The 13,288-nt window shown below is 51.0% G+C and carries 11 protein-coding genes; 6 read left to right on the top strand and 5 right to left on the bottom strand.

Going from position 1 to position 13,288, the window contains the following annotated elements:
* The first annotated feature begins 41 nt into the window (after positions 1–41).
* Together ACTG1K_RS07730 and ACTG1K_RS07725 are read left to right on the top strand one after the other, a co-directional pair.
* Positions 42–1,379: an MFS transporter gene (locus ACTG1K_RS07730; protein ID WP_440005045.1), complete on the top strand. Its 1,338-nt coding sequence runs from the start codon at positions 42–44 to the stop codon at positions 1,377–1,379.
* An 88-nt stretch (positions 1,380–1,467) separates the two neighbouring features.
* Positions 1,468–2,672 (top strand): IS3 family transposase gene (locus ACTG1K_RS07725; protein WP_139731354.1). Its coding sequence is split into 2 segments (ribosomal slippage): positions 1,468–1,786 and positions 1,786–2,672, totalling 1,206 coding nucleotides; the frame shifts between segments, so codons are not numbered across the junction.
* 262 nt (positions 2,673–2,934) lie between these two features.
* Here ACTG1K_RS07725 and ACTG1K_RS07720 read toward each other — a convergent pair.
* The 4 genes from ACTG1K_RS07720 to ACTG1K_RS07705 all read right to left on the bottom strand — a co-directional run bounded on the left by ACTG1K_RS07720 (position 2,935) and on the right by ACTG1K_RS07705 (position 5,365).
* Positions 2,935–3,054, bottom strand: a complete 120-nt coding sequence (locus tag ACTG1K_RS07720) for a hypothetical protein (protein WP_320653617.1) — start codon at positions 3,052–3,054, stop codon at positions 2,935–2,937.
* Between the two features lie 61 nt (positions 3,055–3,115).
* Positions 3,116–3,331 (bottom strand): hypothetical protein, encoded by a 216-nt coding sequence (locus ACTG1K_RS07715; protein WP_234922492.1) that lies wholly within the window; start codon positions 3,329–3,331, stop codon positions 3,116–3,118.
* Positions 3,332–4,002: 671 nt separating this feature from the next.
* The gene (locus tag ACTG1K_RS07710) at positions 4,003–4,686 is read right to left on the bottom strand and encodes an inovirus Gp2 family protein (protein WP_201952426.1); all 684 of its coding nucleotides are present in this window, start codon (positions 4,684–4,686) and stop codon (positions 4,003–4,005) included.
* Between the two features lie 502 nt (positions 4,687–5,188).
* Complete coding sequence (locus tag ACTG1K_RS07705; RefSeq protein WP_440005044.1) at positions 5,189–5,365, bottom strand: helix-turn-helix transcriptional regulator; 177 nt, start codon at positions 5,363–5,365, stop codon at positions 5,189–5,191.
* Between the two features lie 326 nt (positions 5,366–5,691).
* On the opposite strand from ACTG1K_RS07705, the gene ACTG1K_RS07700 reads away from it, so the two are divergent.
* Positions 5,692–6,735 carry a hypothetical protein gene (locus ACTG1K_RS07700; protein WP_440005043.1) on the top strand — a complete coding sequence of 348 codons (1,044 nt, stop codon included), beginning with the start codon at positions 5,692–5,694 and terminating at the stop codon, positions 6,733–6,735.
* A 167-nt stretch (positions 6,736–6,902) separates the two neighbouring features.
* Here ACTG1K_RS07700 and ACTG1K_RS07695 read toward each other — a convergent pair whose 3' ends face one another.
* Positions 6,903–8,228, bottom strand: a complete 1,326-nt coding sequence (locus tag ACTG1K_RS07695) for a tyrosine-type recombinase/integrase (RefSeq protein WP_201952434.1) — start codon at positions 8,226–8,228, stop codon at positions 6,903–6,905.
* Positions 8,229–8,614: 386 nt separating this feature from the next.
* On the opposite strand from ACTG1K_RS07695, the gene ACTG1K_RS07690 reads away from it, so the two are divergent.
* From ACTG1K_RS07690 to ACTG1K_RS07680, 3 genes are all read left to right on the top strand, one after another.
* The gene (locus ACTG1K_RS07690; protein ID WP_440005042.1) at positions 8,615–9,499 is read left to right on the top strand and encodes a DMT family transporter; all 885 of its coding nucleotides are present in this window, start codon (positions 8,615–8,617) and stop codon (positions 9,497–9,499) included.
* A gap of 105 nt (positions 9,500–9,604) precedes the next feature.
* A complete protein-coding gene (locus tag ACTG1K_RS07685) occupies positions 9,605–11,542 on the top strand; it encodes a methyl-accepting chemotaxis protein (RefSeq protein WP_440005041.1) in 1,938 nt (645 codons plus the stop codon).
* A 501-nt stretch (positions 11,543–12,043) separates the two neighbouring features.
* On the top strand, positions 12,044–13,204 hold the full coding sequence (locus tag ACTG1K_RS07680) for a porin (protein ID WP_440005040.1): 1,161 nt from the start codon (positions 12,044–12,046) through the stop codon (positions 13,202–13,204).
* Positions 13,205–13,288 lie beyond the last annotated feature (84 nt).

Genomic DNA, 13,288 nt, shown 5'->3' with positions numbered 1-13,288 from the left:
CTACATATGACGCTTTGCCCGTGTTGAAACAGGAAGTCGCTATGCAGCAGCCCAGGAACTTTGACGACATCAAATTTACCTCTATTCACCGCCGGATAATGCTGTGGGGAAGCGGTGGGCCGTTTCTGGATGGTTATGTGCTGGTGATGATTGGCGTGGCGCTGGAACAGCTCACGCCAGCGTTGAAACTGGATGCGGAGTGGATTGGTCTGCTGGGAGCCGGTACGCTCGCCGGTCTATTTGTAGGAACGTCGCTGTTTGGCTACATTTCCGATAAGGTCGGACGACGTAAAATGTTTATCGTCGATATTATCGCTATTGGCGTGATATCGGCGGTAACCATGTTTGTCTCCTCGCCCGTTGAGCTGTTGGTGATGCGCGTGCTGATCGGCATTGTGATTGGTGCCGATTACCCCATCGCTACCTCGATGATTACCGAGTTCTCCAATACCCGCCAGCGCGCTTTCTCCATCGGTTTTATCGCCGCTATGTGGTATGTCGGCGCCACCTGTGCCGATCTGGTCGGTTACTGGTTGTATGATGTTGAGGGCGGATGGCGCTGGATGTTGGGCAGCGCGGTGATCCCCTGCATTTTGATCCTGATTGGGCGTTTTGATCTTCCTGAATCACCGCGCTGGCTACTGCGTAAAGGCCGGGTGAAAGAGTGTGAAGCGATGATGATTAAACTGTTTGGCGAACCGGTGGTATTCGACGAAGAAGCGCCGCAGGAGACGCATTTCCTTCAGCTATTTAATCGCCGCCATTTCCCGTTTGTACTGTTTGTCGCCGCTATCTGGACCTGTCAGGTGATCCCGATGTTCGCTATTTATACCTTTGGTCCGCAGATTGTTGGGCTACTGGGGCTCGGTGCCGGAAAAAGCGCCGCGTTAGGCAACGTGGTAATAAGCTTGTGCTTTATGCTGGGGTGTATTCCTCCCATGTTCTGGCTCAATAGCGCGGGCCGGCGGCCGTTGTTGATTGGCAGCTTTACTATGATGACGCTGACACTGGCCGTGTTGGGGTTAATCCCTGATATGGGCGCGTGGCTGGTGGTGCTGGCCTTTGCTGTATACGCATTTTTCTCTGGTGGGCCAGGAAACCTGCAGTGGCTATACCCTAACGAACTGTTCCCCACCGATATTCGTGCGTCTGCCGTCGGGGTGATTATGTCGTTAAGCCGCATCGGCACCATTGTTTCAACCTGGGCACTGCCAGTGTTCATCACTAAATACGGGATCAGCAATGTGATGCTGATGGGGGCGGGAATTTCGCTAATTGGCCTGCTCGTGTCCATCGCTTTCGCACCGGAAACACGAGGACTAGCGCTGGCACAAACCAGTCAAATGACGATCAGCGTTAATACTTGCTGGACCAGCTAGATTGGCCCCTTGAAGATCCAGACACTTCGCCCCTCTTAACTTAAGAGGTAGTCTTGGAACTATGTTCAGTACTAGTCGCAACGAGAAGATGGTCGAAGTGTTAACAGGGGCTGAGCGCCGTCGACGCCGGACTCCGCAGGAAAAGATCTCCATCGTGCAGCAGACCTTTGAGCCCGGAATGACCGTCTCTCATGTCGCTCGCTTGCACGACGTCAACGCCAACCAGCTTTTCAAATGGCGTAAGCAATTCCAGGAAGGGTCTCTCACGGCGATCACCGCCGGTGAGGATGTTGTTCCAGCCTCCGAGTTGGCTGCTGCCATCAAGCAGATCCGAGAGCTCCAGCGTCTGCTCGGGAAGAAGACCATGGAGAACGAGATCCTCAAAGAAGCCGTGGAGTATGGTCGAGCAAAAAAATGGATTGCGCATGCGCCCTTGTTGCCGGGGGACGACGATTAAGTGCTGTGAGCCAGGCCCTTAATGTATCGCGTGCGCAGCTATCCGTTCGTGTTCATCGAAAACCAGGTTGGCAAGATGGTCGTCATCATCGCCAGCATGATGATGCTGCCTTACTTGGCCGGATCATGGAAGCGATGGCTGAGCTTCCCTCCTATGGGTATCGCCGAGTCTGGGCGCTGTTACGGCGTCAGTCAGAGGCAACACGACAGCCTGTGGTAAACGCCAAACGGGTATATCGCGTTATGCGCGATCATGGCCTGCTGCTGGAAAGAAAACCGGCGGCACCATTGGCCCAGCAGGCACATAAGGGGCGTGTTGCCGTCAAAGAGAGCAATCGACGTTGGTGCTCAGATGGCTTCGAGTTTCGCTGCGATAACGGTGAAAAACTACGAGTCACGTTCGCCATGGACTGCTGTGACAGGGAAACCTTGGACTGGGCTGCCAGTACCGGGGGTTACGACAGTGACACAGTGCAAGATGTCATGCTGAGGTCTGTCGAACGACGCTTCGGGGATGCGTTGCCGGCATCACCGGTGGAGTGGCTGACTGATAATGGCTCGGCGTATCGCGCCCATGAGACCCGCGCGTTTGCACGAGAAATCGGGTTGGAGCCCAGAACGACTGCGGTGAGAAGCCCACAGAGCAACGGTATAGCGGAGAGCTTCGTCAAGACGATGAAGCGAGACTATATCGAGATGATGCCGAAACCAGATAGCCGAACAGCGGTAGGCAACTTGGCCATCGCGTTTGAGCATTATAACGAACACCACCCGCACAGCGCCTTGGGATACCGTTCACCTCGGGAATTTCTGCGCAGTCGGGTATCACAACCCTAAGCGGGAAAAAGTGTCTGGATCTATGGGGTCAAATCCACCAGCAACCTCCGATTCCGATAATGGAGGCGTGGGCTCAATTTGCATCTGGCAATTTGCCAGCTGCATAAGAAGGGGGCGGCCTTGTTTGCCCAGACCTGTATCCACCTCCCACTCAACTTCGCTCACCGCAATCGCGATCCCCTATCACACTGTTACAGCACTCGCAGAAAAGTCCAGCAGGTGGTGAGGTAGTCTTGAGCTAGTCAGAAGCAGATCTGAACGGTTAAGCATCAGGATTCAATACCTCCCAACGCCCACTCTTGCGCGGCCCCACGAAGCGTAATCGTCCTTCTTTAACGAGAGCAGATGCGGAACGTTCTACCGTGCGTGCAGATTTACCTATGCGCTCGGCGACTTCCGCTAACGTTAGATGGGGCTCAAGCCTCTACACATTCACGATCAGCTCAGGCGTTTTCAACCGACATTTTTGCCGACACATTTACCGACATTCTTGTTTCGACATCTGGCTGGTCGCTAATGGCTTGCGCAAGAGCATCGCGCAGTGCTTCCAGTAGAAAGAGAATGAACTCGGTACAATCACTACGACTATCAGCCTGACTTAGCTGCTGATAGTAGTGCTCTTGCAGAGCCTTGATCACCGTCTGCCACAAACGTCCCATCCGACCATTTCCATCCACAAAGGGATGAATAAACTCCAACTCATAATGCAAAGCTCAGGACGCGATCAGCGAATGAGCCTCGGTCTCAGCCAGCCAAGTCAATAGTTGCCCCATCTGACGAGGGACCTAGCTCACAGAGCGGGATCCATATGCACCAACCGCTCACCTCGATAGATACCTACACCACTGCTACACCAGTGACCCGCATCATCACAGAGTCCACGTATCAGGAGTCCATGAGCACCGAGTAGATCATCAGCTGAAGCAGGATCCCAATCAGGCATTGCCTCATAAGCAGCAAACACATTACGGACCTCCTGGATCTAACGAGGAAGCCCAAGTACCGTCTTCCCCTCAATCACAGCAGGTGACTGCTGTTGTGTTCAATAGCAAGCGAAGCTTGGATGGTGCGGATCCGATTCTCTCGACGCAGCATCGGCACCTGGGAGCTCTAAGCAAACCGCTACTGCCCCACCAACTCGGCGATTTCCGCCACCCGGCTCAACAGGGCATGGGTCAAGGTGAAGGGAGGGGAATAGGCTGCCATGAATTACTCCAGCTGATGCAATAACAAATGAGGGATTAGCTTAACAGATCCGGGAGTAGAAACTCCCGATTTGAATTTGAATGGCCGAGCGTCCCCGCTAGGGCCAGTGAATTAAGTGTGAACATTACCTTATCAGTTGACTACGCCCGTAATTACGTTCACCTCGTACTTTTGAGCGTAACTTAAATAAATATGCTGTCCTCTCCAAGAATTTATAAAATTTCTCATTATGCAGGTCAGCATCTCGGCGATCAAATCGATACTCTGCATCATCAGGGAAATGCACCAAAGACGCATAATCAGGGTATGCGAGCCTCAATGCACTACACCAAGCTTTACGGATACGCGTAGCCATGTTATCTCCATCGAAATTAGAGTAATCCCCAAGATGACCGTAATCATCTCGGTTAAATAGTAGCACCACGTGATAATGAGGGTGCTGGCTCGTTACTTGCTCCTTCACCCAGATAAATCCAAAGAAGAATGGTTTACCCGTCTTACCCTTACGGTGACGTGCCGCCTGTATTTGGCTTTTTAGTGAAGCTATAAAGCGCTTAATAACCTTTTCCTCCTCTACCTCCGGTGGAAAACTTGTCGGCATGTCCGGATCATCCATAACTGGTATCTGGGGAAAGCGTAGGTCAACACGCACTGCAAACACTCGTGGGTGTTTATTCAAGAAGTTAGCGATTACCTCCACGGATGTTTTCAACTGTTCAAAAGATATTGAACCATACTTAGCCTCAGCCACAACTCGTAAGTTTTCTAGCTCGTCGGCTATTAAATGATACCCGACTTTTGATTTCATATAAGTTCCTATAGCACGCATGGAATACCTATACCCGTTGGTTAGATACTCAGGTGACTTCACTTATCGTAATTAATGAGGATTGCTACGTAAAACTTTACGGACAACTGATACTGTTCTCTCTTATCAAACCACTAGGTTGATATACCAACCTGCATTTAGCACTCTGTGCATTACATATACTTTGCTATGCAGATCTATAGAGCTAATGGCTTATATCTGATGTACAAGCCTGATGTGCATCTGATTGGTATACACGATGTGTATATATCACATGTTCTCGTTCACATACCCTTTGATACACTCTGATGGTGTATCACTCTCACCCTCGATATATCTCCTACCCCCTCTACCTTGTTATACACCTTGTGTGTATAGTAATACTATTACCGAACTGAGCGATATTCTAAATCGCCTAGAAAATCGTGGTTATTTTCTATAGGTTCTCGATAATATCGAGCATTAAGACAAAGAAGTTACTCTGAACTTAGCTCGATACCTCCTATCTAGCGGATACCCTCGAATCAATCCATTCTATTACGTCACTCTGCTTCCAAGCGACTGCACGAGCCCCTAAAGGAACGGCACTAGGAAATGCCCCCTTGCTCATCAAGCGATAAATTGTCGCTTTGGATAAGGTAGTCATTTCGATGACTTCTTTCAGCTTAATCAACTTCATGTTATCTCTCCGTTATGGCTTCATAACGAAGGACCTCATGTGAAAAATTACCATCCGAAGAAAACCACTATCTAACCGACCTAATCTCAACCTCATTAATTCACACAGTTAATTTACTCCCTCCCACAACTGAATAATGAAACCCAGCCTCCACTGAATTTTGCGATAAACTCATGAAGAAAAAAACTTTACTGACACACAGTAATTCATAGCACACCAAACAAGATCTGGAGCCAAACCACCAGATACATCGGGAGCTTAAAGCCAGACACCCCAGACACTGATTGACCCAGCCCGCACCAGGCCAAACATAAAAAACACGTGAAATGCATCACAAAATCCCACAAAAAAACACTCATAAAACACACAATAAAAACTACAATGTAGTTTTAAGTTATTGGGGTGAAAATATGGCGGTCTGGGCGGATGGAAAAGTTATCAGAACACAGTTACTCGACAGATACTTCGTTGATTACCTTTGGTATAGAACATGTGAAATAAATGCGTATTCAGTATACATAATTCCTACAACTGAGAATCTTGAAAACGAACTATCAAGAGCCAGCTTAGAACCTAACGCCCAAAAATTCATGTCTGAAAATAATATTAGAGACGATTCACCACTTAACCTCGACCGATTTATAGAAATACTCCACAAAGAATATTCCCAAAATTGCATTTCCAATAATGACCTCTCTTGGATAGATGATAAAAACACTCGATTGCTTTGTTACATTTGGCGAACCTTAAGTCATTTAATACTCGAAAGCACTCCTAATGGAATATTTAACTATAATTTAAAAATTAACCTGGGTAAAACTGTACAGCAAAATAATATTCAAAGAGTTGTGAGAGTAAACGAAATCACAAACAAAAATATAAGTGTATTTTTAATCGCCTGCTGTATAAATAGACTTAAAGTTGACAAGGTTAATAAATTGCAGATATTAGAAAACATAAAAGAATCGTCTTCATATGCTATAGATAATCAAGAAGTTACGCATTGGCTAAAAAAAGATGAAAAGCAAAAAATCCCTTGGATGTATGATTACTTGCGTGGTACTAGGTCAGATTATATTCCGCTAGTACCTCGTGGCTCAATTGGAGTTCGAGATGATATTATTTCATTTTTTGATGTGACGCGCACATTCAATGAGGATAGCTCAAAACTTATTGCGCTCACCATGAAAAAAACATGGAGCCAGAGAAAATACCGAGATAAAAACAAAGATAAGAAACAATACAGTATAAACATGAGCCAAGATATTGGCGATATTCTTGATAAACTTAGCTTAGCTAGAAATGAAAATAAAAATAAAATCGTTGAGGCGCTGATCAGGGCTGAGTACGAGAAAATTGCGAGAACTTGAATTCCACAATTGAATAGATATAAAAATTGAATTATCCACCAGTTTTTATTTAATTTAAACCATTGAGGGCAATTTAGAGATTATTAATGTTAATTCAGTGTAAATAAAATCAATATGGACTAAACTATTAAATAGTTTAGTCCATCACTCAGCATTATCATAGCCACTTATTTTCTATTAAAACTCACTTTCACAACGTTCTTGAATTCTGCTTCAGCAGCAGGATCTTGCATCACCTCATCGGCTACCAGTCGGCCCCAATTAATCCATACAAGGCGGGTTTTCTCGGTATGCCGTGAACGATGGTAAGTTCTAATCAGTTTATTAATAGGAGTGTGATTCAAGCAAAGCTCAATCACTCTTTCCTCAATATCTAGTCTTTCCGCCCAGTTAGTAGCCGCACTACGCCGTAAATCATGGACAGTAAATGGTTCCATATCAGCTAAACATCTGGCAATGAATCGTCTTAGCGCTCGTGTAATTGAGTCGACTAAAATTGGCTCTATTTCATCATTTTTTGGACGATCAGATTCGAATACGAAATCACCATTGGCATACTGCCCCTGTTCCTCAATTACTGATCTTGCTTGAGGAGAAATAAAGACTGTATGAGCTCTACCATTTTTTGTTTCTGGTATGGTCCATATATCATCCTTGATCTGTGAAAAACGCATATTGGCGACTTCACTACGCCGACATCCGGTCAGTATCAATAGCTTGATCGCATTCGCTGCAGGCAGAGAAATAGTGGCATGGCGAGAAACGCCCCGTCCCCCAGCAGCCAGGCTGCCGCCGCTCCCCAAGTCCTCATCAATGGCCTTCCATAACCTGCGCAATTCGGGGACAGTCAGCCAACGCTCTCTTGGAGCCCCTGCGCTGGCGCCAAAATCTTTTGGCCGTAATAGCCTTGCCGGGTTAGCTTCAATCAGGCAGTGAACCACCGCATAATCCAACATCTGATTCAACGTTCCCAACCCCTTACGGGTTTCGTCTTTTGTTGCGCGCCTAGTTATCTCTAACGCTTGTGCCAAGTGGGCACGAGTCAGATCGATTAAGCGAATATTGCCCAGGGTCTTCTTGAGATGACGATTCCAACGATCCTGATGACATTGGAGGGTTTTGGGTTTGACGACCTGAGCAACACGTTGCGCATCGAGCCATCGTCCGAGTAACTCATCCATCGTCAGAGCCGTTTCATTTTTAGCCTTTTCTTGTGCCGCAAACTTGGTGGGGTCAATGCCCCGCTTCACAAGCTGCACGGCTTTCCCATGCTCCTCTCTAGCTTTAGCCAGAGTCAGGGCAGGATAACTCCCCAGCAACAATTCGCCTTCACTACCACCAATCTTGAAGCGATATACAAAACGCTTGAGGCCACTTTCACGGATTTCTATCTTGAGCCCACCACCATGCTTCGATTGAATCGCATAGCGCTTAACTTTAACACCTTCAACTGGCTTGAGTGACGAGACCTCCAAGTCTTTACTTATCGCCATCCGTACCCCTCCTCGTACCCCTCCAACGCAGTGCATTGGAGTGAGACTTCATGAAACCACTGGATACAAACATATTAAGTAACATGCTGTTTTTAATCAAAATATAATCTCAGATAAAACCAACTGATTCTATATGAAACTAATAACATCTAGACTCCTAAGGGACAGGCCACTGGTTCGACTCCAGTCGGGAGCGCCATACAAAACAAGGGGTTGGCATCATCACGATGCCAACCCCTTGGTCGTTTTTGGCGACAATGAATCCGACCATCCAACCGTAATGACCCTCTCCTTTCTGCGTTCAGAGCATGCGCTCTCTGATAGACTGCTTCTCTTCGGCTTGTCTTTGAGGCCAAGCCCTGTTTCATCTTGCAAAGGAGTGTTGGATGTCCGGATGTTCCTGGTGGGATAGATCCACCGGTTTTGCACTGCTGACCATTGTGCTGTGGGCCTCGCTGGCGGCGCTGACGTCACGGGTCACCAGCGTGTCACCACTGGTGCTGGTCGGGCTGGTGCTGTTTTTCTGCGGGGTCGGGGCCTTGCCGTTCTGGCGCCAGTGGCGTGCTCGCCCTATTACCTGGCTGGTGACGGTTACGGCATTGCTGCTCTACCATCTGCTGCTCTTTATGAGCTTTCGCCATGCCCCGGTGCTGGAGGCCAACCTCATCAACTACCTCTGGCCGCTCTGCATCATTCTGTTCACCCCGCTGTTGTTGCCCGGCCATCCACTCCATGCCCGTCACCTGCTGGCTGGCGCCTTTGGTCTGGCGGGTTCCATGCTGGTGATGGTCAACGGCGAGCTACAACTGCAGCAGGCCTATCTGCCGGGATACCTGTTGGCGCTCGGTGCCGCTGTCGTCTGGGGGGCCTATTCAGTGCTGTCACGCCGTCTGCCACCGGCACCTGCAGTGGTCACTGCGGCAGCCTGTCTGCCCGCAGGTTTGCTGGCGCTGCTGCTTGCCCGTCTGCTGGAGGGGCCCCTGCCACTCGCGCAGATCCCCACCAGTGACTGGAGCCTCATCATCGGGCTGGCGCTGGGCCCGATGGGGGCGGCCTTTGTGACCTGGTATCTGGCACTGCGAGACGGCGATCCACGCCGGATCGGTGCCCTTGCCTACCTGACACCGCTGCTGAGTACTTTGCTGTTAGTGGCATTGAACGGAGAAGAGCTGACCTCGCGCCATCTGCTGGCCGGTGCACTTATCATGGGCGGCGCCCTGCTCGGTATGCTGGGCCAACGCAACAGAGCACTGGCATCCCCAGCCAGTTAAGTCGGTAAAATAGGGCCACCTGACCATGCTGTCATAAAAACGCCATCATCCCTGTTTAGGCTCGGGCCACGCTCCCCCATGGTCTGTGCTGACAGGAATTACCCCGTGAAAATCGCCCATTACGCCACCCTCTCCTCCCTTGTTTTGTTACTGGTCGCGGGAGGACAGACGCTGGCCCTCTACCACGGCTGGCAGCAGCTTGCCCGTACCAATCAGGCCCAGCATCAGCACGAGACGCTGCAACAACTGGTGACAGTGACCCTGCAAAACAGCCTGCGTGACTACCTCAACAGCGGCGATCCGCAACAACTGACAGCTGCGGAGAAGATCCGCCAGCAAGCGCTTTCCTCGCTGACCGCTCAGGATGATGCCGTGGCGGCCCCGCTCAGGCAGCAACTCGAGCAGATGGCGCAGCGCATCGCGCACGACTATCAGGCCGCAGGCAAGCTCTCGGGCAACAGCCAGCTGCTACTGCAAAATGCGGAGAGTGAGCTGGGCAGCCAGGCCATGGCGCTGATCCGCTATGGGGAGCAAGGCGCCAGCACGGAACAATCTGCCGCAGCACAGCAATATCGCCGCGGTGCAACCGAGATCCTGGCGAGCCTGCCGCGCCTCGCCCATTTGCGCCAAAGCTATATGGAGCAGGGCAATGAAAAGCTGCTCGAAGGGATCCGCTTCGAGCTGGAGGCACTGCAAAAACAGGCGCAAGCGCTGCAAGCCTTGCCGCTGCTCGGCCTGTATGAAGAGGCGCCCGCCGATGAATTCACGCTGGGGGAGCCGGTACGCAAGGAGCTGGGAGATCAACCGCGCAGCGAATTACGCTCGCTGCTGGGTCGCTATCCGCAGGAATTGGCCAACAGCCGCACGGCGCTTCAGCAACAACAGGCTGGCCGCCAGACCGTGCAGCAAGACATCATGGCGATGTTGCAAGCGACCAGACAGATGGGGGAACAACTTGCCCACGAACGGCAAGCCGTCAATCAGGAGCTGGCCACCATCCTCGGCACGCTGGCGCTCTGTCTGGTGATAGTCGCCCTGCTGTTTGCGCTGGTGCAACGACGCTGGCTGCTCGCCCCCTTGTTGCGACTGCGCGGAGCCTTTCTGCAGCTCGATCAGACAGGGCAGGCCGAGCCGTTGCCTACCGGGCGCGATCGCAACGAGCTGGCCGATATTGTTGCCAGCTACAATCGGCTGATCGGTCGTCTGCAACTGGACCAACAACAAAAAGAGGGGCAGCTATCAGCGGTATCCCTCAGTCTGCAAGGGATGGTCAGTCAGGTTGACGAGATCCACCACAGCACCCGCACCACCGAACAGGTGGTCGACGAGAGCGGCCAGATGATGGATGAGCTGAACCAGCTGGCCGGAGAGGTCCATCAGGTCGCCGCCAACATCGCCCAGCATGCCCACCATAACGAACAGGCGATGAGCCAGAGCGAAGATCTGGTGGGGAGCATGCTGCACGCCACTCATCAGACCGGACTGGCGATTGACGAGAGCGATGAGGCGCTGCAAGCCCTCACCCGCTCGGTTGCTGATGTGACGGCCATTGTCGATGTGATCGGTCATATCGCTCAGCAGACCAACTTGCTGGCCCTCAACGCCGCCATCGAAGCGGCCCGCGCAGGGGAACAGGGACGCGGTTTTGCGGTGGTCGCCGATGAAGTGCGCCACCTCTCGGCCAATACCCAGCAATCCCTCAACCAGATCACCGATATTCTGGGGCGCCTGACCCAATCCGGCGAACAACTTGGCACTGTACTGAACCGGATCACCAGCGAATCAAGCCGCCAGCGAGCGCAGGCGGAACAACTGCGCCAGACCACCCAGGCAGTGAGGGAGATCGCCCGCAACACCGCAGTGATCGCCCTGCAGGGGGCCGACAACGCCAAAAGTCAGGAACACAAGCTGGCCAGTTTTGCCGATCTGATCGCCCGTATCCATCAGCATGCCCGTCAGGTGAGTCAGCTCTCGGTGCAGGTCTCGTCCCATATCCACCATCAGGCGCAGCAGATCCCCCGCATCCTCGGCCAGCAAGGCTGACCCCTATTCGCCCCACATCTTTGCCAGATCACTTTCCCTCAACCAGAGGGAAAGTTTTTTTGTAGCACAAAATTATCTGTTATCGGCAGGTTAACTGACACCTCTTCCCCCGTACCGGATGAAAACCCGCACTGGCGCTGGCCGCAGCCTCAAGAAAACGCTCTCATCACCGTGATACCTGCCATGAGGCTGTTTACGACCTTGCCCATGATTATTTGCACTCGGTCATACTTTTGAAACGTTGAGGGAACTTTTCATTGATATTTCGCACCGCGAACGTACTCTTGGGGTTGTCCGATAGCCAAGAATCGGAACATAAAAAAACAACATGTGATGATCAGGACTGCCAACTACAGATGTGCCAAGACATCCGGGTTGCAGGTAGCCAAGACAAGATTTTTTGCCCTTCGGGGTGTTGATTGCAATACCGATAATCGAGCGGAAGGCACACAGCCAACTGCCGAAAAAAAAAGCTAAGTCCATAAAATCAGGAGCTATCTTATGTTCAATAAATCCGCACTGGCTGTTGTCATTGCTTCAGCTTTCGCACTGCCTGCTCATGCAGATATCAAGAATGTCGACATCTATGGCCAGATCGCAATCTCTGCCTGGACTGGTGCTGACTGGGCAACCGTTGATGCCAATGGCGGATACGAGAACCCCATCAAGATCGAAAATGAATCTCGCATCGGTTTCCGTGGCAGCAAGGATTTTGCCAACGGCCCCAAGTTTATCTGGCAAATCGAATCCGGCAACGTCGGTGAGTCTGGCGGTGACGGCAAGCTGGGGGTGCGCGATACCTTCGGTGGTTTCGAGTGGGAAGGGATAGGTAAAGTTCGCGCAGGCCGTATGCTAACACCGCTCTATGAAGTGCTTGACTGGCCGTACAGCAGTATCTCTACCGGTAAAGTGATGGACTGGCGCGGCGACATCATCGGTGGTGGTAACTACGATCGTCAATCCAACATGATCCGCTTTGACTCCGCCAACCATAGCGGCTTCAGCTACAACCTGGCGCTGGGCCGTGGTAACAATACCAATGATGCGAGCTCCAACTTCTATGGCTTGGGCGCCCACTACAATACCGGTCCGCTGACTCTGCACGCGACCTATGAAAAAGGTACTGACCGCAAAATCGGAGAGGGCGCGTTTCATGGAACGCAGAAGCTCGCTAAGATCGATGAAAATAATGAGAATACAGCTAATGCACTCCTGACGCATACTAGCGGAACAGGCGACTCAAATGCCTATCTGCTGGGCTTCGAGCTCAACTTTGACAATGGCCTCGGTTTCTACGGTGCCTATAAGCGCCTGACCGCCGATTATTCCGACATGGACCTGAATGTTATCGGTGTAGGCACCACGACGCTGAACGGTATGTCACAAGATAGCTACACCCTGGCCACTGTATACAATACCGGTCTGTGGCAGTTCAAACTCGCCTATGCCGCCAACCTGAAGCCTGAATTTGAAACAGCGGCTGGCGACTTTAAGGCGAGCGAGTTCAGCGACTCCATCATCTCCGGTCAAGCCATGTACTTCCTGGATGACTCGGCCGTTGCCTATGTTCGTCCTTACTATCTGCAGCGCCGTGGTCTGTCAGTGGTACAAGATGGTGATAAAGAGTTTGGTCTAGGCATGGGCGTAGAATACTACTTCTAAACCCTGGCTTGTGTTCCCTGTATTTAATGCCTACTTGGCGGGCCCTTACAGGGCCCGCCTTTTTAGTTGTGATGAAGACAAGAG

Origin of the sequence: Aeromonas sp. 102P, from assembly GCF_051920345.1 — a bacterium.
Taxonomy (GTDB): domain Bacteria; phylum Pseudomonadota; class Gammaproteobacteria; order Enterobacterales; family Aeromonadaceae; genus Aeromonas; species Aeromonas veronii.
Note: the sequence above shows the minus strand (reverse complement) of the source record. Positions and strands in the feature narration are given on the sequence as shown.

Coding starts and splice junctions, on each gene's coding strand:
- ACTG1K_RS07695 (WP_201952434.1), bottom strand. CDS start 8,228: ATGGCGATAAGTAAAGACTTGGAGGTCTCGTCACTCAAGCCAGTTGAA.
- ACTG1K_RS07710 (WP_201952426.1), bottom strand. CDS start 4,686: ATGAAATCAAAAGTCGGGTATCATTTAATAGCCGACGAGCTAGAAAAC.
- ACTG1K_RS07690 (WP_440005042.1), top strand. CDS start 8,615: ATGTCCGGATGTTCCTGGTGGGATAGATCCACCGGTTTTGCACTGCTG.
- ACTG1K_RS07730 (WP_440005045.1), top strand. CDS start 42: ATGCAGCAGCCCAGGAACTTTGACGACATCAAATTTACCTCTATTCAC.
- ACTG1K_RS07715 (WP_234922492.1), bottom strand. CDS start 3,331: ATGGGACGTTTGTGGCAGACGGTGATCAAGGCTCTGCAAGAGCACTAC.
- ACTG1K_RS07700 (WP_440005043.1), top strand. CDS start 5,692: ATGCATCACAAAATCCCACAAAAAAACACTCATAAAACACACAATAAA.
- ACTG1K_RS07705 (WP_440005044.1), bottom strand. CDS start 5,365: ATGAAGTTGATTAAGCTGAAAGAAGTCATCGAAATGACTACCTTATCC.
- ACTG1K_RS07680 (WP_440005040.1), top strand. CDS start 12,044: ATGTTCAATAAATCCGCACTGGCTGTTGTCATTGCTTCAGCTTTCGCA.